We start from the raw sequence: 16,624 nt of genomic DNA, 5'->3' as shown, positions 1-16,624 counted from the left end.
CCGAGTCGATCACACCGCTAGGGGGCGCGGTAGACGGAGATGTGCGACGGGCTTTCCGCGGTGAACGGCTGCCGGTGCCAGTCCGCGTACCGCTCGGTGAGCCGGAGCCCCGCCTGCTGCGCCATCTCGTCGATCTGGTGCGGCCAGGCGTACCGCATGGCGAACGGCTTCAGGTGCACACCGTCGGCGTCGAAGGTGATGGTCTGCCGGATGAAGGACTGCGCCGGTCGGTCGTACCGATGCAGTCTTATCGTCGCGGAGTCCTCGGTGACGCCCCAGACCTGCAGCTGCTCGTGGGCGTCGAAGTCGCGCGGGTCCGGCACGAACGTCTCGATGACGAACGCCCCGCCCGGCGACAGCACCCGGGCGACGTTGCGGAAACAGTCCGCCTGCCGCTCGGCGTCCACCAGGTTGAACAGCGTGTTGAAGACCAGGTACACGAGCCGGAACTCACCCGTCACCGGTACGTCCGCCATGTCGGCGACGACCACGGGGACCCGGTCGCCGCCGGGCTTGGCCAGCATCTGCGCCAGCATCTCCTCGGACGCCTCGACACCGTGCACGTCGAGACCGCGCTCGGCCAGCGGCAGCGCGACCCGGCCGGTGCCGATCGCCAGCTCGAGGACCGGACCACCGTCGGCCAGATCGGCCAGGAAGTCCACCGCTGGCACCGGGTCGGGGTTGCCTGGGCTGTCGTAGCCGGCGGCCCACAGCCGGCCGAAGAGGCCGGGATCGTCGAAGACCGACATCAGCGGCCTCCGGGGTTGGTCAGGGGGTCAGTGGCGCGGTCCCGCGCCACGGGAGTCGGAGCAGATCTGCTCACGAAGCCTCGATTCCTCAGGTCGGATGACGTTCGGTCGGAGGGACTTCGTCGTGTCGGGCATGGTGGCTGCTCCCTTCGCGCGGCTGTGGACCGAGCAGACCAGAGACGGCCGCGGCCCGGCAAGGCATATCTGCCGTGCCGGGCCGACGACGGTCGAGCGGTCAGGAGATGTGGTGCAGGATCACGTTGTGCACGTGGTGGCTCTTCTGCGCGCCACGGAACTCCACCTCGTAGGTGTGCGTCCCCACGTGGATGGCGATCGCCCCGGTGGAGAAGAACGAGCCACCCCAGGACTTGTTGCTGACCACACTCACGCTGGTGATCTTCGAGTACGGGATGCTGGTGATCGCGTACCGCTTCCCGACGAAGGAGCGGTCCTGGATGATCACGCGACGGTCCGTCAGCCCGATGAACCCGGTGCCGGTGCCGACCGCGTCGTAGACGGCGATGATCTGCTCACCGTCGAGAAGGCCGCTCTCGATCTGCTGGACCTGCTCCTTGCGGTCGTACGCGATGTTCGCCATGGGTCCAGGTTAGAAAATCGGTGCCACCGGCCCAGCCGGGCGAGGACCACGACTCCGCGGCGTACTCCGGATCAGACGGTGGTGGCCGAACTCGGCGTGTCTGATCGGGGGTTCGCGTCGGTCGCGGCGCGGACGAACTCACGGACCCGGGTGGTGGTGTTGCTGGGCAGCCAGACCGGCCCTCGTTCGATCGGTGGGGCGTCGTGGATGGGCACGTACGTCACGTCGGGGCGCGGGTAGTAGCGCCGCGTGTGCTCGCCCACCGGCAGGACACCCCGGCCCAGCGCAACCAGGGACAGCATCTCGGAGAAGGTGTTCCCGGCGGGTCCCTTCGGCACCGGCCGGCCGGACGGGGTGCGCTCCGGGGTGCGGTTCCGCTTGAACTCCGTCGAGGTCACGGCCGGGTACTGCACCACCGGATGCTCGGCGAGCACCTCCAACGACACCGACCGCTCCCGGGTGAGGGGGTGACCCGCTGCCACCGCCAGTACCCGATCCTCGGCGAGCAGCGCCGGACCGGTGGCCATCCCGTCGAACGGGTAAGAGGCGATCAGAACGTCCGTCGAGCCGTCGAGCAGCCCCGATCGGGTGGTGGACAACTGCGCCTCGTGCACCTCCACCCGACAGTCCGGGTGCCGTTCAGCGAACAGGGCCACCGCCCGCAGCAGCACCGGCGCGGTCCATTCGCCGAGGAACGCCACCCGCAGCGTCCCGGTCACGCCCCGGGCGGCGTCGGTCGCGCGGCGAACGGCCTTGTCCATCTCGGCGACCAGCGGAGCCAGCTCGCCGGCAAGCTGCCGGCCGATCGGAGTGAGCCGGACGACCCGACTGGTGCGGGCGAACAGCGGTGCGCCGATCCGGCGTTCCAGCTTCTTCACGATGTGGCTGACCCGGCCGGTGCTGACTGTCAACCGCTCGGCGGTCCGGCCGAAGTGCAGCTCCTCCGCGAGCGTCAGGAACGTCTCCACCTCGTACCGCTCCAGCACAGCGTTTCCCATCGTTGACCTGTGAGCAACGATCGTAGCGGCATCAGATCTTGGTTGGCGTCCCTCGTCCGGGCATCGTGAACGGGCAGGTAACACCGAGCGAAAGGCGCTGTGCGTGAGCATTGACGACTACCTGGCCGGCCTGGCCGGCCCACTGCGCGAGATCGGCGAGAAGCTGACGCCGATCATCGCGGCGGCCCTGCCCGGAGCGACCGGGGCGATGTGGCACGGGCACCCGGTCTGGGGACTGGGCGACCGGCCCGGCCAGCGTCCGGTCTGCCTGGTCAAGGCGTACGGGTCGTACGTCACCTTCGGGCTGTGGCGGGGGCAGGAGATCACCGACCCGTCGGGGCGGCTGATCCCCAGTGCGCGGACGATGATGGCGGCGGTGAAGTTGCGCGACGTCGCCGACGTCGATCCAGCCCTGTTCAGCGACTGGCTGCGCGCGGCGGCCCAGATGGAGGAGGCGTGAGCGGGGTGCGGGTAACCGGTTTCGACCACCTGGTGCTGACCGTCGCCGACGTGGAACGGTCCTTGGACTTCTACTGCGGCCGGCTCGGGCTGGCACCGGTACGGGTCGACGAGTGGCGCGCCGGCACCGTCCCGTTCCCGTCCGTGCGGATCAGCCCCGACAGCATCATCGACCTCGTCCGAGGTGCGCCGCAGGGCACGAACGTGGACCACTTCTGCCTGGTGGTGGCACCACTGGACTGGGCGCGGGTGATCGAGTCGGGGGTCTTCACGGTGCTGACCGGGCCGGTCAGCCGGTTCGGCGCCCGCGGTTCGGCTACCTCGATCTACGTGCGGGACCCGGACGGCAACTCGGTGGAGTTGCGCTACTACCCGCAGGACGCCGGGTCGGAGTCGGAGACGATGGTCAGGACTCGGTGACCGCCCGGTAGGCGTCCTCGATGCGGGCGGCCAACAGGACCTCGCCCTCGGTCAACGGCTCGCCGTTGCCGTGCCCGACCCGGATCTGGGTGCGGTCGGGCAGGCGGCTGATCTCGGGGCGCAGGTGCAGCGCGTCAGCGACGACCTTGACCCGTTCAGTTAGGGCGGCGTGTTGGGTATCGTCGATCGCGAGCGTCCGTCGGATCTGCTCGCCTTCGCGTGTCCAACCAGCTAGCAGGGTCAACGCGTCGGAGAGGTAGTCCTGCTTGGCCCTGCTGCTGAACAGCACGCGCATCACCGCACCCCCCAAGCGCCGTTGTCGGCTCGTGGCCAAATCGTCGCCATCCCGTGTCTTGTCGGTGTCCTCTAGTTTGTCGTCGCTCGGAAGGGGTGTCCACGCCCACACTTCCGTGATCTGTTGGCCTAGCGGACGGCTACGGTACCCAAACCGCCGATTGATCTGGCACCCTGGACGCCCGTGCGGACCGAACGGGCGAATGGCGGCGGGCAGACCGAACGACGGGACCTGAAGGTGATCGTCGGTGCGGCGATCATCCGGGACGGGCGGGTGCTCGCCTGTGCGCGTGCCGCCCCGCCCGAGGTGGCCGGAATGTGGGAGTTTCCCGGCGGGAAGGTCGAGCCGGGGGAGACCGAGACCGACGCGCTGATCCGGGAGTGCGCCGAGGAGTTGGCCGTACGCGTCGAGGTCCACGATCGGGTCGGCCGCGACGTACGAATGGCGCACGGCCGTTCGGTCCTCAAGGTGTACGCCGCCCGCCTGCTCCACGGCGACGAGCCCCAGGCGCTGGAACACGAGGCGCTGCGGTGGCTCACGGCCAACGAGCTAAACTCGGTCACCTGGCTCCCCGCCGACGCCCCCATCGTGGCCGCCCTCCGCCCCCTCCTCAAAACCCCCTGACCCCCCGGCCCCCTCCCGCGCCCCCTCCCGCGGCCCCCTCCCGCGGCCCCCTCCCGCGACCCCCTCCCGCGACCCCCTCCCGCGGCCCCCTCCCGCGGCCCCCTCCCACCTCGGCCCGCAGCTCCCGTTGATCATGGAGTTATTGCCACGACACGCCGAGAGGGAGGGCTATAACTCCATGATCGACCGGGCCGGGCCGGGCCGGGCCGAGCCGGGCCAGGGGGTACGCGACGGGGGCCGTGGCGATAGCCACGGCCCCCGTCTTCGTTTCGGTTTTTAGTGCTGCTTGTCCTGGTCCGGGTGCGCGAAGTTGAGGTGCTCCGGAGGCAGCGGGAAGGTCACGTCGTCACCGAACGGCGACGGCGCGGCGGCCCGGTCGAAGGTGAGCTCGGTCAGCGGCAGCTTGCCCCGGTCGTCCACCGCCGGAGCGGTCGGGTGGGGCACCTCCCGGTCCCAGTTCACGCCACTCTGCGCCTGCGCCTCGGCGCGCGGGTCGTGGGAACCACCCGCGTGCGAGTGCACCCCGCCCCTGGCCGAGCCCGACGTCGTCGAGCCCTGACGGGCGGTGGTCACGCTGGTCTGGGGAGTCTCGCCCCGACGGAAGATCTTGCTACCAAGCCACACAAGGGGATCGTACCTGCGGTCGACGACCCGTTCCTTCATGGGGATGATCCCGTTATCAGTGATCTTGATGTGCTCGGGGCAGACCTCGGTGCAGCACTTGGTGATGTTGCAGAAACCGAGGCCCTGTTCGGCCTGCGCGTACTCCTTGCGGTCCGTCCGGGTGTCCAGCGGGTGCATGTCCAGCTCGGCCGCCCGAATGAAGTACCGGGGGCCGGAGAACGCCTGCTTGTTCTCGTCGTGATCACGGATCACGTGGCAGACCGTCTGGCACAGGAAGCACTCGATGCACTTGCGGAACTCCTGCGAGCGCTCGACGTCGACCTGCTGCATCCGGTAGTCACCCGGGGCCACGTCCGCCGGTGGGGCGAACGCCGGGGTCTCCCGGGCCTTCTGGTAGTTGTACGACACGTCGGTGACCAGGTCCCGGATGACCGGGAAGGTCCGCAGCGGGGTGACCGTGACGGTCTCCTCGTCGCCGAAGGTCGACATCCGCGTCATGCAGCCCAACCGCGGCTTACCGTTGATCTCCATGGAGCAGGAGCCGCACTTGCCGGCCTTGCAGTTCCACCGGCAGGCCAGGTCCGGCGCGTCGGTGGCCTGGAGGCGGTGGATGACGTCGAGGACGACCTCGCCCTCGTTCACCTCGACCATGTAGTCCTGCAGGTCCCCGCCGGTCTCGTCACCCCGCCAGATTCGGAACTGACGCTTCGCGCTCATCGGTTGTCCGCCTCTCCAGCGTCGGCGACGAGGGCGTCGAAGTCGGCCAGCTCCTCGTCGGTGAGGTACTTGGAAAGCTCCGTACGGTCGAAGAGGCCGATCAGCTCCGGCCGCATCTTCGGCAGCGGCTTACGGGTGAGCCGTACGCGGTCGCCGTCCAGCGAGCAGACCAGGTTGACCTGCCGCCACTTCGGCTCCATCGCCGGATAGTCCTCCCGGGTGTGCCCACCGCGCGACTCCTGCCGCTCCAGCGCCGCCTTCGCGGTGCACTCCGAGACCACGAGCATGTTGCGCAGGTCCAGGGCGAGGTGCCAGCCCGGGTTGTAGCGCCGCCCACCGAACGCGCTGACCTTGGCGACCCGCTCGCGCAGCTCGGCCAGCCGCACCAGCGCGTCGGCCAGCTCACCCTCCCTGCGGATGATGCCCACCAGGTCCCCCATGACCGCCTGGAGGTCCTGCTGGAGGGTGTACGGGCTCTCGCCGGTGTCCCGCTGCAACGGGGCGAGGGCGGTCTCCACGGCGGCCTCGACCGCGTCCACGGCCACCTTCGGCCGGGCGGCGAGCCCGTCGGCGTAGCTGGCCGCGTGTCCGCCCGCTCGCTTGCCGAAGACCAGCAGGTCGGACAGGGAGTTGCCGCCCAGCCGGTTGGAGCCGTGCATACCGCCGGAGACCTCACCGGCGGCGAACAGTCCGCGTACGTGGCCGAAGGCGGCACCCGAGTCCGGGTCGACCTCGACGCCGCCCATCACGTAGTGACAGGTCGGCCCGACCTCCATCGGCTCGGCGGTGATGTCGACGTCGGCCAGCTCCTTGAACTGGTGGTACATCGACGGCAGCCGCCGGCGGATCTCGTCGGCCGAACGCCGGCTCGCGATGTCCAGGAAGACGCCACCGGCGGGGGAGCCCCGACCGGCCTTGACCTCGCTGTTGATCGCGCGGGCCACCTCGTCGCGGGGCAGCAGCTCCGGTGGACGTCGGTTGTTGTCCGGGTCGGTGTACCAGCGGTCCGCCTCCTCCTCGGTCTCCGCGTACTGCTTGCGGAAGACGTCGGGGACGTAGTCGAACATGAACCGCTTGCCCTCGGAGTTCTTCAGGACGCCACCGTCACCACGCACCGACTCGGTGACCAGGATGCCCTTCACCGAGGGCGGCCAGACCATGCCGGTCGGGTGGAACTGGAGGAACTCCATGTTGATCAGCGTCGCCCCGGCGCGCAGCGCCAACGCGTGCCCGTCCCCGGTGTACTCCCAGGAGTTCGAGGTGACCTTGTAGGAGCGCCCGACACCACCGGTGGCGAGCACGACGGCCGGCGCCTCGAAGAGGATGAACTCACCGGACTCGCGGTAGTAGCCGAACGCGCCGGCCACCCGGTCACCATCGAGCAGCAGCTCGGTGATCGTGGTCTCGGAGAACACCTTGATCCGGGCGTCGTACGAGCCGAACTCGCGCTGGTCCTCCTGCTGAAGCGAGACGATCTTCTGCTGGAGGGTGCGGATCAGCTCCAGGCCGGTCCGGTCGCCGACGTGCGCCAGGCGCGGGTACTCGTGGCCACCGAAGTTGCGCTGCGAGATCTTGCCGTCCTTGGTGCGGTCGAAGAGCGCACCGTACGTCTCCAGCTCCCAGATCCGCTGCGGCGACTCCTTCGCGTGCAGTTCGGCCATCCGGAAGTTGTTCAGGAACTTGCCGCCGCGCATGGTGTCGCGGAAGTGCACCTGCCAGTTGTCCCGGCTGTTCACGTTGCCCATGGCGGCTGCCGCGCCGCCCTCGGCCATCACCGTGTGCGCCTTGCCGAAGAGCGACTTGGAGATGATCGCGGTCTTCTTGCCGGCGAGCCGGGCCTCGATCGCCGCGCGCAGACCGGCGCCGCCGGCCCCGATGACGACGACGTCGTAGTGGTGTCGTTCGATACGAGTGGTAGTGGTCATGTCAGGGGCCCTTTAGTTGATGAACCGCAGGTCGGAGAACCAGCCGGCCGCGAGCGCCATGATGTAGAAGTCGGCCAGCGCCAGGGTGCCGAGGGTGATCCAGGCGAGCTGCATGTGCCGGACGTTCAACGCCGAGACGACAGTCCAGGCCTTGTACCGCACCGGGTGCTTGGAGAAGTGCTTGAGCCGGCCGCCGATGATGTGCCGGCAGGAGTGGCAGGAGATCGTGTACGCCCAGAGCATCACCACGTTGAGCACCAGGATGATGTTGCCGAGCCCGAAGCCGAAGCCCTTGGGCGAGTGGAAGGCGAGGATCGCGTCCCAGGTGTTGATCAGCGAGATGATCGCGGCGGCGTAGAAGAAGTAGCGGTGCAGGTTCTGCCCGAGCAGCGGGAAGCGGGTCTCCCCGGCGTACTCCTTGTGGCCGTCCGGGACGGCGCAGGCCGGCGGCGACAGCCAGAACGACCGGTAGTACGCCTTGCGGTAGTAGTAGCAGGTGAGCCGGAACAGCAGCAGGAACGGCAGGGTCAGCGCGGCGTCCGGGATGACCCACCAGCCGGGCAGGAACCGGCCGAAGTGTGAGGCCGCCTCGACACACCGGTCCGTCACGCACGGGGAGTAGAACGGGGTCAGGTAGTGGTACGCGTCTACCCAGTAGTTGTCATGCTGGAAGACCCGGACCGTCGCGTACGCGACCCAGGCACTGAGCCCGATCACGGTGATCAGCGGAGCGAACCACCAGCGGTCGGTGCGCAACGTCTTCGCCGCGATCGCGGCGCGCGCCCGCGCTCCCCGCGGCTTCGTTGCCGTTGAAGTCATTCGAGTCGTCTCCTCGGCGGGCCCGTACGGGCGGGCTGATCTTTCTCCGGTCGGCACGCGGACCGGCGAACCCGCACCCGCTGCCACGTCCTGCGCACACCAACGACCACGCCGGATCGACCGACGCAGCTAAGTGACACACGTTACGCCGATCTCTGCGAGCCGTCCGCGCAAGGGAGTGTCCCGTGTGTCTGGCCTGCGGAAAAGCCGCGGTACGTCGGTCGGCACCGGTCCGTCCGCGGTCATCCCGAGGCGCCTCCGCTGAAGTGCCAGGACGCCAGTCGCAGCGAGGGAGCCGTCCACCAGGCACCGTCCACCCGATCCGGTTGCCGCACCGCCCGCGCGCCCACGCCGAGCACCGCCCCGGGTCCGAGCGCCCGCGGGTACGACTCGGTGAACCGCAGATCACGGACCGCCCCGACCACCGTGCCGTCCTCGATGAGCCAGACACCGTTGCGGGTCAGCCCGGTGACGACGAGGCTCTTCGGGTCGAGCACCCTCGTGTACCACAGGTCGCTCACCAGCAACCCCCGGCGTACGCCGGCGACAAGCGCCGCGGTGTCCGCGTCGACCACCGCGCCGGCTGCCCCGCCGGTGGTGCTCCGGCCCGTCGCGCTGGCCGGGCCGGCCGCCGCGCCGGACAGCCGCAGGTTACGGGCCATCGGCCCCCAGGTGGCTCCACCCGCGACCGCGTGCCCGGTGGACTGCACACCCGCCGCGTCGGCCGTCCTCCGGTCGTGCGCCACCGCCCGGGTGGTGCCCGCCTCGACCAGGGTCAGCGCCCGACGACCGGTGCCCTCCGCGTCGAACGGCAGCCCCGACGCGCCGAGCGGGTCGTCCACCAGGGTCACCGCCCGGTCGAACTGGGCCGTACCCGGCTCGGCGAACGACTGCCGCTCGGCGTACCGCTTGCCGTTGAAGCCGTACCAGGACAGGTTCTGCAACAGGTCCGCCACGGCGGCCGGCTCGAACACCACCTCGTAGCGACCCGGTGGCAGTTCGACCGGGTCGGCCGCCGCCCGGGCCTTCGCCGCCGCCTGCGCGCCCAGCTCGGCGCCGTCGAGGTCGGAGAGCCGGTCGGCGCTGCGCCGGGCCACCCCGTCCGAGCCGTCGCTGCGGGCGATGCCGTCCATCGCCGCCTCCGCCGAACGGCCGGACGCCGTGTGCCCGGCCGAGTTGGCGTACGCCGACGAGCGATGCGCGGTACGGCAGTAACCGGCCGTGCTGAGGCCCCCGGCGGCGGCCACGAAAGCGCCCACCCGGTCGGCCCGCTGATCCGGCTCGGCGTGCGCGGTGGCCTCGTCGACCGCCGGCGCGTCCGGCGTGGGCGTGGGCGGGGCCAGCCCCGGCCAGCCCGGGTCGGGCGGGCAGAGCCGTGCCGCCGCCAGGGTGCGCTCGACCAGCGCGCTCAGCCCGTCGGCGGTGACCACGCTGCCGCTGCCGGCGGCGGTCCGACCGTCGACGTGCACCCGTAGCCGGACTCCGACCGTCGACTCGGCGACGTTCTGGTGGATGGCCGAGTTGGCGAACCGGGTCAGCGCCAGATCCGCCCGCGTCACCACCACCTCGGCCTGCGCCCCCGACCCACCGAGGCGACGCGCCAGCTCGATGACCTGACCCGCCAACTCCACCTCGGTAGGCCCCGTCACGCGGACACCCCCACCCGGACGTTGCGGAACCGGGCCGGCGCGGCCGGGTGGCCGGTGTGCCCGATCTGGCCGGGCTGGCCCTTGCCGCAGTTGGGCGTGCCCCAGGAAACCGTCTCGCTCGACAGCATGTCCATCGAGCGCCAGAAGAGCGGGCCGATCCCGGTGTACGTGGGATTGCGCAGCATCCGCCCCCGCCGCCCCTTCTTGATCTCCCACCCGACCTCGCAGCCGAACTGGAAGTTGAGCCGCTTGTCGTCGATCGACCAGGACCGGTTGAGGTCCATCAGCACCCCGTCGTCGGTCGCCGCGATGATCTCCTCCAGGGTGTGCGGGCCGGGTTCCAGGCCGACGTTCGTCATCCGCACCATCGGCAGCCGAGCCCACCCGTCGGCCCGTACGCTGCCGCCGTAGTCGAGGCTCGCCATGGCCGCGGAGTCCCGGCCGGCGAGCACCCCCACCCAGCGGCCGTCCCGGACCGCGTCCCGCTTGACCGCCGGCGACCCCTCGTCGTCGAAGCCGAAGCTGCCCAGCGCGCCCGGGATCGTGGGGTCGATGGTGATGTTCATCAGCTCGGAGCCGTAGCGCAGCGAGCCGAGCTGCGCCAGATCCAACCAGGACGTGCCGGCGAACGCCGCCTCCCAGCCGAGGATCCGGTCCAGCTCGATGGCGTGCCCGACCGACTCGTGGATCTGCAGGGCCAACTGCTCGCCCCCGAGGATCAGATCCGTCTCGCCGGCCGGGCAGACCGGCGCGGTGAGCAGCGCCCGGGACTCCTCGGCGATCTGCGCGGCGTGCGCGGCCAGGTCCAGCGACTCGACCAGCTCCCAGCCGGTGGTCCCGTACTGTCCCCGGTAGCTGGGCCAGGACCGGCGCTGCGTCTCCCCGTCGCCGATCGAGGTGGCGGAGATGCCGGCGCCGCACTCGCGGATCCGCTGGTCGATGCGGTGACCCTCGCTGGAGACGAACCACTTCGAGGTGTCCCAGATCTGGTACAGGCCTTCGGCCAGGTCCGCGCCGTGGTCGGCCATCGCGCGGGTCGCTCCGACCAGCAGGTCGCCCTTGTCCGACAGGGGCACCCCGAGCGGGTCGATCTCGCAGCCGGAGGCCCAGCTCGCGGTGACCGCCCGCGCCGGGACCAGGTCGACAGGCGGTCCCGGAACACGCGCGCTGGCCATGGCGGTCCGCGTCGCGCGCCGGCCGGCGTCGCCGGCGGCGGCGTCCGAGAGATCGGGTACGGCGTGGAAGCCCCAACTCGCACCGACAAGTGCCCGGACGCCGAGCCCGATGCTCTCGTCCTGGGTCAGTTCCTCCACGTCACCGTTGCGCGCGGTCATCGACTCGTAGCGGCGGTGCATGACCCGCGCGTCGGCGTACCGGGCGCCCGCATCGAGGGCGGCCTGGACGGCGGCACTGGCCGCGTCGAATTCGGTCATGGACCGACCCTAGGCCAGCCGACCGACACCCGTCAGGGGACGAGGTCCTCCGGCCGGATCGTGGCCTTCACCGGCTCGGTCAGTTCCAGAACCTCGCCGCGCTTCGTCGTTGCCCTCTCCACGTAGTGGCCGCCCCGTAGCTGGTGGAGCTTCACGGTCAGGCTCTCCTGCTCGACGAGCAGATACCACCCGACCCCTGCTGCGGCGTACAGGTGCGGCTTGAGCACCTGGTCGATGGTGGCGGTGTGCGGTGCGCTGACCTCACCGATCAGCAGGACCGCGTCCGCCGGCACGCAGGCCGCCGTAAGGTCCAACTCCGCCGTCACCACGAGGTCGGGGTTGAGGATCCGCGTGGGGTTCAGCCGCAGGTTGATCACCGGGAGCAGAGTGCGATTCGCTGCTGCGCAGCCGGGTTCCAACGCTGCCGCCAGACCACGGACGATCACCTGGTGTCGGACCGACGGCGATGCTCCGATGAGCAATCCGCCGTCGAGGAGTTCGATCCGCTGGGCCGTCTCACCGAGGGCGAGATAGTCCGACTCGGTCCAGGGCAGCGAGTGGTCAAGAACCTCGGCAGTATCCACCCGCCCAGCACAACTCGTTGCGATTCGCTGAGGTCGCACCCGACGTGCGAGAACGAGATGAGATGCCCGGTCAGACGGTGTGATCGGCAAGGTTGAGCTGCAAGATCGCGCTAGATCTTGGATGTAGTGGTATCGGCGCTTCGGCGATGCCACTAGATCCTGGTTCGAGCGTGACCTTGGCGGCGGAGGGTGCCCGAACTCCACTTCCGGTCACTCGGGGGGCGGTGATCGTCGTCAAGATTCGCACGAGGTGACGGGGGTGCGGGGCCGATGCGGACTCGTTACGCTCGGGCCCGCTGACACGTACGGACTTTGTAGCTTATTTTCACCCTCAGGACTTTCATGTAAGTTCTCTTCGTCACTGAGGGAGGCGGCCGTGGACAGTTCGGATGCCTACCTGCGGGTGCGTGACCTGCGGGTCCGGTTCGACACCGAGGACGGCGTGGTGCGCGCGGTCGACGGGGTGTCGTTCGCCGTGGAGCGGGGTCGCACCCTCGGCATCGTGGGCGAGTCCGGCTCCGGCAAGAGCGTCACCTCGCTGGCCATCCTCGGCCTGCACGACCCGAAGCGGGCCACGATCACCGGAGAGATCTCCGTCGGTGGGCGGCAGTTGGTCGGCCTGCCCGACGAGGAGGTACGCCGGCTGCGCGGCCGGGACATGGCGATGATCTTCCAGGATCCACTGTCGGCGCTGCACCCGTACTACACGGTGGGCCGGCAGATCGCCGAGGCGTACCGGGTGCACCACCCGAAGGCCAACCGGCGCGAGGCCCGCCAGCGGGCGGTGGACATGCTGGACCGGGTCGGCATCCCGCAGCCGGCCCGCCGTTTCGACCAGTACCCGCACGAGTTCTCCGGCGGCATGCGCCAACGGGCGATGATCGCGATGTCCCTGGTCAACGACCCGGCGCTGCTGATCGCCGACGAGCCGACCACCGCGCTGGACGTCACCGTGCAGGCGCAGATTCTGGACCTGCTCGCCGACCTCCAGGCCGAGTTCCACTCCGCGATCATCCTGATCACCCACGACCTCGGCGTGGTCGGTCAGGTGGCCGACGACGTGCTCGTCATGTACGGGGGGCGTGCCGTCGAGCGGGGCAGCGTCGAGCAGGTGCTCCGCTCGCCGCAGCATCCGTACACCTGGGGGTTGCTCTCCAGCGTGCCGTCGCTGCACGGCGACGCGGACGCGGACCTGGTGCCGATCCCCGGCAACCCGCCCAGCCTGATCAATTTGCCGTCCGGCTGCGCTTTCCATCCCCGCTGCCGGTACGCGGACCGGGTCGGCAGTCGGTCGCGCAGCGAGGTGCCCGAGTTGCGGGCGGCCGGGGCCGACGGTCACCTGGTCGCCTGCCACCTCGGCGCCGAGGAGCGCGCCACGTTCTACGCCGAGGACATCGCACGAGTGGGGGTGGCTGTGTGAGGGCGAGGAACGCAGCGCAGCGGAGTACCGCAGTCCCGAACGGAGGACTGTAAGGATGACCGACGAACCACTGCTGCGGGTACGTGGGCTGACCAAGCACTTCCCGGTACGCCAGGGGCTGCGCGCGACCGGCCAGGTGCGGGCCGTCGACGGGCTCGACTTCGACGTGCGCCCCGGTGAGACGCTCGGCCTGGTGGGGGAGTCGGGCTGTGGGAAGACCACCACCGGTCGGATGCTGGTGCGGCTGTTGGAGCCGACGAGCGGCAGCATCGAGTTCGCCGGGCGGGACATCACCCACGCCGGCCGCCGGGAGTTGCGCCCGCTGCGCCAGGATCTCCAGATCATCTTCCAGGACCCGTACGCCTCGTTGAACCCCCGGCACACCGTCGGCCGGATCGTGGCGATGCCGTTGCAGGTCAACGGGATCAAGCCGCCGGGTGGTGTGAAGGCCCGGGTGCAGGAGCTGCTGGAGCTGGTCGGGTTGAACCCGGAGCACTACAACAGGTATCCGCACGAGTTCTCCGGCGGCCAGCGTCAACGCATCGGCATCGCCCGCGCGCTGGCCCTGCGGCCCAAGCTGATCGTCGCCGACGAGCCGGTGAGCGCGCTGGACGTGTCGATCCAGGCGCAGGTGGTCAACCTGCTGCGTGACCTGCAACGGGAGCTGGGGCTGGCGTTCGTGTTCATCGCGCACGACCTGGCCGTGATCCGGCACTTCAGCCAGCGGGTCGCGGTCATGTACCTGGGTCGGATCGTGGAGATCGGCGACCGGGCGGACATCTACGAGCGCCCGCAGCACCCGTACACCCGGGCGTTGCTCTCGGCGATCCCGGACGTCACCCAGCTCGGTCCGGCGGGTCGGATCCGGCTGACCGGTGACGTGCCCACCCCGCTCGACCCGCCGTCGGGGTGCCGGTTCCGTACCCGCTGCTGGAAGGCGCAGGACGTCTGCGCCACCGAGGAGCCCGCGCTGGTCCCGCGCGACGGCGGCCGGCAGGCCACCGCGTGTCACTTCCCCGAAGGGGAGCCGGCCAGCACGAGCCCGGAAAGGGAAGCGGCCAGCACGAGCCCCGAAGGGGAACCGGCCAGTACGAGCCCCGAAGGGGAACCGGCCAGCACGAGCCCCGAGACCGCGGGGTCGGTTACCGAGGTCGTCGAGGAGGTGCCGTCGTGAGCCTGTCCCCGGTGGAGGGTGTGGCGCTGGCCGAGATCGAGTCCGACCCGGACGCGAGCACGCCCGCCGCGAAGGGTGTGGTCGGGCGCTCGCCCGGTCAGCTCGCCTGGCTGCGGCTGCGCCGGGATCGGACGGCCGTGGTCAGCGGCGTACTCCTGGTGTTCTTTCTGCTGGTGGGGCTGGCGGCTCCGCTGATCGAGATGGCTTACGGTGTCGGTCCGCGGGAGCAGTTCCAGAACCTGCTGGACGGCTTCGGCATGCCGCTTGGTTACGCCGGCGGCGTCACCGGCGAGCACTGGTTCGGCCTGGAACCGGGGCTGGGACGGGACATCTTCATCCGGCTGATCTACGGGCTGCGGACGTCGTTGTTCATCGCGTTCGCCGCCGCGTTGATCACCGCGACGATCGGGATCGTGCTCGGCGCGCTCGCGGGCTACCTCGGCGGCTGGCTCGACGCGGTGATCAACTGGATCACCGACCTGACCCTGGCCATGCCGTTCCTGATCATCGCGCTTGCCCTCACCCCCACCATCACGCTGCGGTTCTACGGTGAGCGAGGGCAGGTGTCGTCCGCCTTCGGGATCGGCGTGCTGATCGCCGTGTTCGCCATCTTCGGCTGGACCAGTACGGCACGGCTGGTCCGCGGGCAGGTGATCGCGCTGCGCGAACGGGAGTTCGTCGAGGCGGCCCGGGCCAGCGGGGCCGGGCTGGGGCACATGCTGTTCCGGCAACTGCTGCCGAACATCTGGGCGCCGATCCTGGTGTCGTTCTCCCTCGCCGTGCCGCAGTTCATCACCAGTGAGGCGGCGCTGTCGTTCATCGGCGTCGGCCTCAGCGACGAGACCCCGAGCTTCGGCCGGATGATCTACGACAGTCTGGACTTCCTCCAGACCGACCCGGCGTACGTGTTCTTCCCGGGCATCATGATCTTCGCGCTGGTGTTCGCCTTCAACCTCTTCGGCGACGCGTTGCGGGACGCGCTCGACCCGAAGTCGTCCCGGTAGGGGTGGGCTCATGTCACGGTTTCTGATCAAGCGGCTCTTCTCCGCCACGCTGACCCTGTTCGCGGTGAGCGTGCTGACCTTCCTGATGTTCTTCGCCCTGCCGCGCGACCCGGTCAGCGGTATGTGCCCGAAGAACTGCAACCCGGAGCGGCTGGAGCGGGTCCGCGACGACCTGGGCCTCAACGACCCACTGATCAGCCAGTACGCCGGTTACATGAAGGGCATCGTCACCGGTCGGGACCTGGGCAGCGCTCAGGGTGGCCGGTGTGACGCGCCCTGCCTGGGCTGGTCGTACGTCACCAACGAGGCCGTCTCGGACACCATCGGCCGAGTGCTGCCGGTGACGCTGAGCATCGTCATCCCGGCGGCCATCCTTTGGCTGCTGCTCGGGGTCGGTCTGGGGATGGTCTCCGCGTTGCGGCGCGGCACCTGGCTCGACCGGGCGGCCATCGGCTTCTCGCTGACCGGCGCGTCGTTGCAGCTCTACTTCGTGGGCGCGGTGCTGCTGCTGGTCTTCGTCTACAACCTGCGGCTGCTGCCGGTGCCCAGTTACACCTCCCTCTTCGACAACCCGGCGAAGTGGGCCAGCGGGCTGGTGCTCGCCTGGGTGGCGCTGGCCTTCCTCTTCTCGGCCATCTACGCCCGGTTGTCACGGGCGCAGATGTTGGAGACGCTGTCCGAGGACTTCGTCCGGACCGCGCGGGCCAAGGGCCTGGCCAAACCCGCTGTGTACGGGAGGCACGCGCTGCGCGCGGCGATCACCCCGGTGGTGACCATCGCGGGGCTGGACGTGGGCGGGGCGCTGGGCGGCACGGTGATCACCGAGACGACGTTCGGCATCCAGGGGTTGGGGCGTACGGCGGTGGACGCGGTGCGCTCGGGTGACCTGCCCACCATCATGGCCACGGTGTTGATCGCGGCCGTCTTCGTGGTCCTGGCGAACGTGCTTGTGGACCTGCTCTACGCGGCCATCGACCCCCGGGTGCGGCTGCGCTGACCCGGCCGCTGTCCAGGGCGTGGCTGCTGGCGAAATTTATCGACAACTGTTACACAACTCGTAGGTTTTCTTCCTTACGATCCTCGGGACGTCGGCGGTTCTCGCCCCGGCGAAACGCACGGCACATGGGTGAAG

Annotated in this window: 17 protein-coding genes; 7 read left to right on the top strand and 10 right to left on the bottom strand. The window is 69.9% G+C overall.

Annotated features, from left to right (window positions below):
• Positions 1 to 17: 17 nt before the first annotated feature.
• The 3 genes from AB0C25_RS31110 to AB0C25_RS31100 all read right to left on the bottom strand — a co-directional run bounded on the left by AB0C25_RS31110 (position 18) and on the right by AB0C25_RS31100 (position 2,333).
• Positions 18 to 749: a class I SAM-dependent methyltransferase gene (locus AB0C25_RS31110; RefSeq protein WP_357377906.1), complete on the bottom strand. Its 732-nt coding sequence runs from the start codon at positions 747 to 749 to the stop codon at positions 18 to 20.
• Between the two features lie 235 nt (positions 750 to 984).
• The gene (locus tag AB0C25_RS31105) at positions 985 to 1,347 is read right to left on the bottom strand and encodes a PH domain-containing protein (protein ID WP_355050625.1); all 363 of its coding nucleotides are present in this window, start codon (positions 1,345 to 1,347) and stop codon (positions 985 to 987) included.
• A 71-nt stretch (positions 1,348 to 1,418) separates the two neighbouring features.
• Positions 1,419 to 2,333 (bottom strand): LysR family transcriptional regulator, encoded by a 915-nt coding sequence (locus AB0C25_RS31100; RefSeq protein ID WP_357378049.1) that lies wholly within the window; start codon positions 2,331 to 2,333, stop codon positions 1,419 to 1,421.
• A gap of 115 nt (positions 2,334 to 2,448) precedes the next feature.
• Between AB0C25_RS31100 and AB0C25_RS31095 the strand changes: the two genes are divergently transcribed.
• A complete protein-coding gene (locus AB0C25_RS31095) occupies positions 2,449 to 2,805 on the top strand; it encodes a DUF1801 domain-containing protein (protein WP_357377904.1) in 357 nt (118 codons plus the stop codon).
• The gene (locus AB0C25_RS31090; protein ID WP_357377902.1) at positions 2,802 to 3,224 is read left to right on the top strand and encodes a VOC family protein; all 423 of its coding nucleotides are present in this window, start codon (positions 2,802 to 2,804) and stop codon (positions 3,222 to 3,224) included. Before AB0C25_RS31095 ends, AB0C25_RS31090 begins: the two co-directional genes overlap by 4 nt.
• On the opposite strand, the gene AB0C25_RS31085 is transcribed toward AB0C25_RS31090, so the two are convergent.
• On the bottom strand, positions 3,211 to 3,519 hold the full coding sequence (locus tag AB0C25_RS31085; RefSeq protein ID WP_355030656.1) for a 4a-hydroxytetrahydrobiopterin dehydratase: 309 nt from the start codon (positions 3,517 to 3,519) through the stop codon (positions 3,211 to 3,213). The two genes, AB0C25_RS31090 and AB0C25_RS31085, sit on opposite strands and share 14 nt — an antisense overlap.
• Before the next feature lie 183 nt (positions 3,520 to 3,702).
• Here AB0C25_RS31085 and AB0C25_RS31080 point away from each other — a divergent pair, with 183 nt between their 5' ends.
• Entirely contained in the window at positions 3,703 to 4,143 is a 441-nt protein-coding gene (locus AB0C25_RS31080; protein WP_357377899.1) for a (deoxy)nucleoside triphosphate pyrophosphohydrolase, read from the top strand.
• A gap of 276 nt (positions 4,144 to 4,419) precedes the next feature.
• Here the strand turns inward: AB0C25_RS31080 and AB0C25_RS31075 are convergent, their stop codons facing one another.
• The 6 genes from AB0C25_RS31075 to AB0C25_RS31050 form a co-directional block, all read right to left on the bottom strand.
• Positions 4,420 to 5,484, bottom strand: a complete 1,065-nt coding sequence (locus AB0C25_RS31075; protein WP_357377897.1) for a succinate dehydrogenase/fumarate reductase iron-sulfur subunit — start codon at positions 5,482 to 5,484, stop codon at positions 4,420 to 4,422.
• Positions 5,481 to 7,409: a fumarate reductase/succinate dehydrogenase flavoprotein subunit gene (locus AB0C25_RS31070; RefSeq protein WP_357377895.1), complete on the bottom strand. Its 1,929-nt coding sequence runs from the start codon at positions 7,407 to 7,409 to the stop codon at positions 5,481 to 5,483. The genes AB0C25_RS31075 and AB0C25_RS31070 overlap by 4 nt, the downstream gene beginning before the upstream one ends.
• Before the next feature lie 12 nt (positions 7,410 to 7,421).
• Positions 7,422 to 8,228, bottom strand: a complete 807-nt coding sequence (locus tag AB0C25_RS31065) for a hypothetical protein (protein WP_357377893.1) — start codon at positions 8,226 to 8,228, stop codon at positions 7,422 to 7,424.
• Between the two features lie 242 nt (positions 8,229 to 8,470).
• Positions 8,471 to 9,877 carry a metallopeptidase TldD-related protein gene (locus tag AB0C25_RS31060; RefSeq protein WP_357377891.1) on the bottom strand — a complete coding sequence of 469 codons (1,407 nt, stop codon included), beginning with the start codon at positions 9,875 to 9,877 and terminating at the stop codon, positions 8,471 to 8,473.
• Entirely contained in the window at positions 9,874 to 11,310 is a 1,437-nt protein-coding gene (locus tag AB0C25_RS31055; RefSeq protein ID WP_357377889.1) for a TldD/PmbA family protein, read from the bottom strand. The genes AB0C25_RS31060 and AB0C25_RS31055 overlap by 4 nt, the downstream gene beginning before the upstream one ends.
• 32 nt (positions 11,311 to 11,342) lie before the next feature.
• Positions 11,343 to 11,894 carry a Uma2 family endonuclease gene (locus tag AB0C25_RS31050; RefSeq protein ID WP_357377887.1) on the bottom strand — a complete coding sequence of 184 codons (552 nt, stop codon included), beginning with the start codon at positions 11,892 to 11,894 and terminating at the stop codon, positions 11,343 to 11,345.
• Positions 11,895 to 12,270: 376 nt separating this feature from the next.
• Between AB0C25_RS31050 and AB0C25_RS31045 the strand changes: the two genes are divergently transcribed.
• From AB0C25_RS31045 to AB0C25_RS31030, 4 genes are read left to right on the top strand one after another with little or no spacing between them, the layout of a single operon-like run.
• Positions 12,271 to 13,314 (top strand): ABC transporter ATP-binding protein, encoded by a 1,044-nt coding sequence (locus AB0C25_RS31045; protein WP_357377885.1) that lies wholly within the window; start codon positions 12,271 to 12,273, stop codon positions 13,312 to 13,314.
• Positions 13,315 to 13,369: 55 nt separating this feature from the next.
• Complete coding sequence (locus tag AB0C25_RS31040) at positions 13,370 to 14,488, top strand: dipeptide ABC transporter ATP-binding protein (protein WP_357377883.1); 1,119 nt, start codon at positions 13,370 to 13,372, stop codon at positions 14,486 to 14,488.
• Positions 14,485 to 15,492, top strand: a complete 1,008-nt coding sequence (locus AB0C25_RS31035) for an ABC transporter permease (protein WP_357377881.1) — start codon at positions 14,485 to 14,487, stop codon at positions 15,490 to 15,492. Before AB0C25_RS31040 ends, AB0C25_RS31035 begins: the two co-directional genes overlap by 4 nt.
• A 10-nt stretch (positions 15,493 to 15,502) precedes the next feature.
• A complete protein-coding gene (locus tag AB0C25_RS31030) occupies positions 15,503 to 16,489 on the top strand; it encodes an ABC transporter permease (RefSeq protein ID WP_357377879.1) in 987 nt (328 codons plus the stop codon).
• Positions 16,490 to 16,624: the final 135 nt, after the last annotated feature.

The sequence above is a fragment of the Micromonospora sp. NPDC048839 genome (assembly GCF_040649915.1).
Taxonomy (GTDB): domain Bacteria; phylum Actinomycetota; class Actinomycetes; order Mycobacteriales; family Micromonosporaceae; genus Micromonospora.
This window is presented reverse-complemented; position numbering and strand designations above follow the sequence as displayed.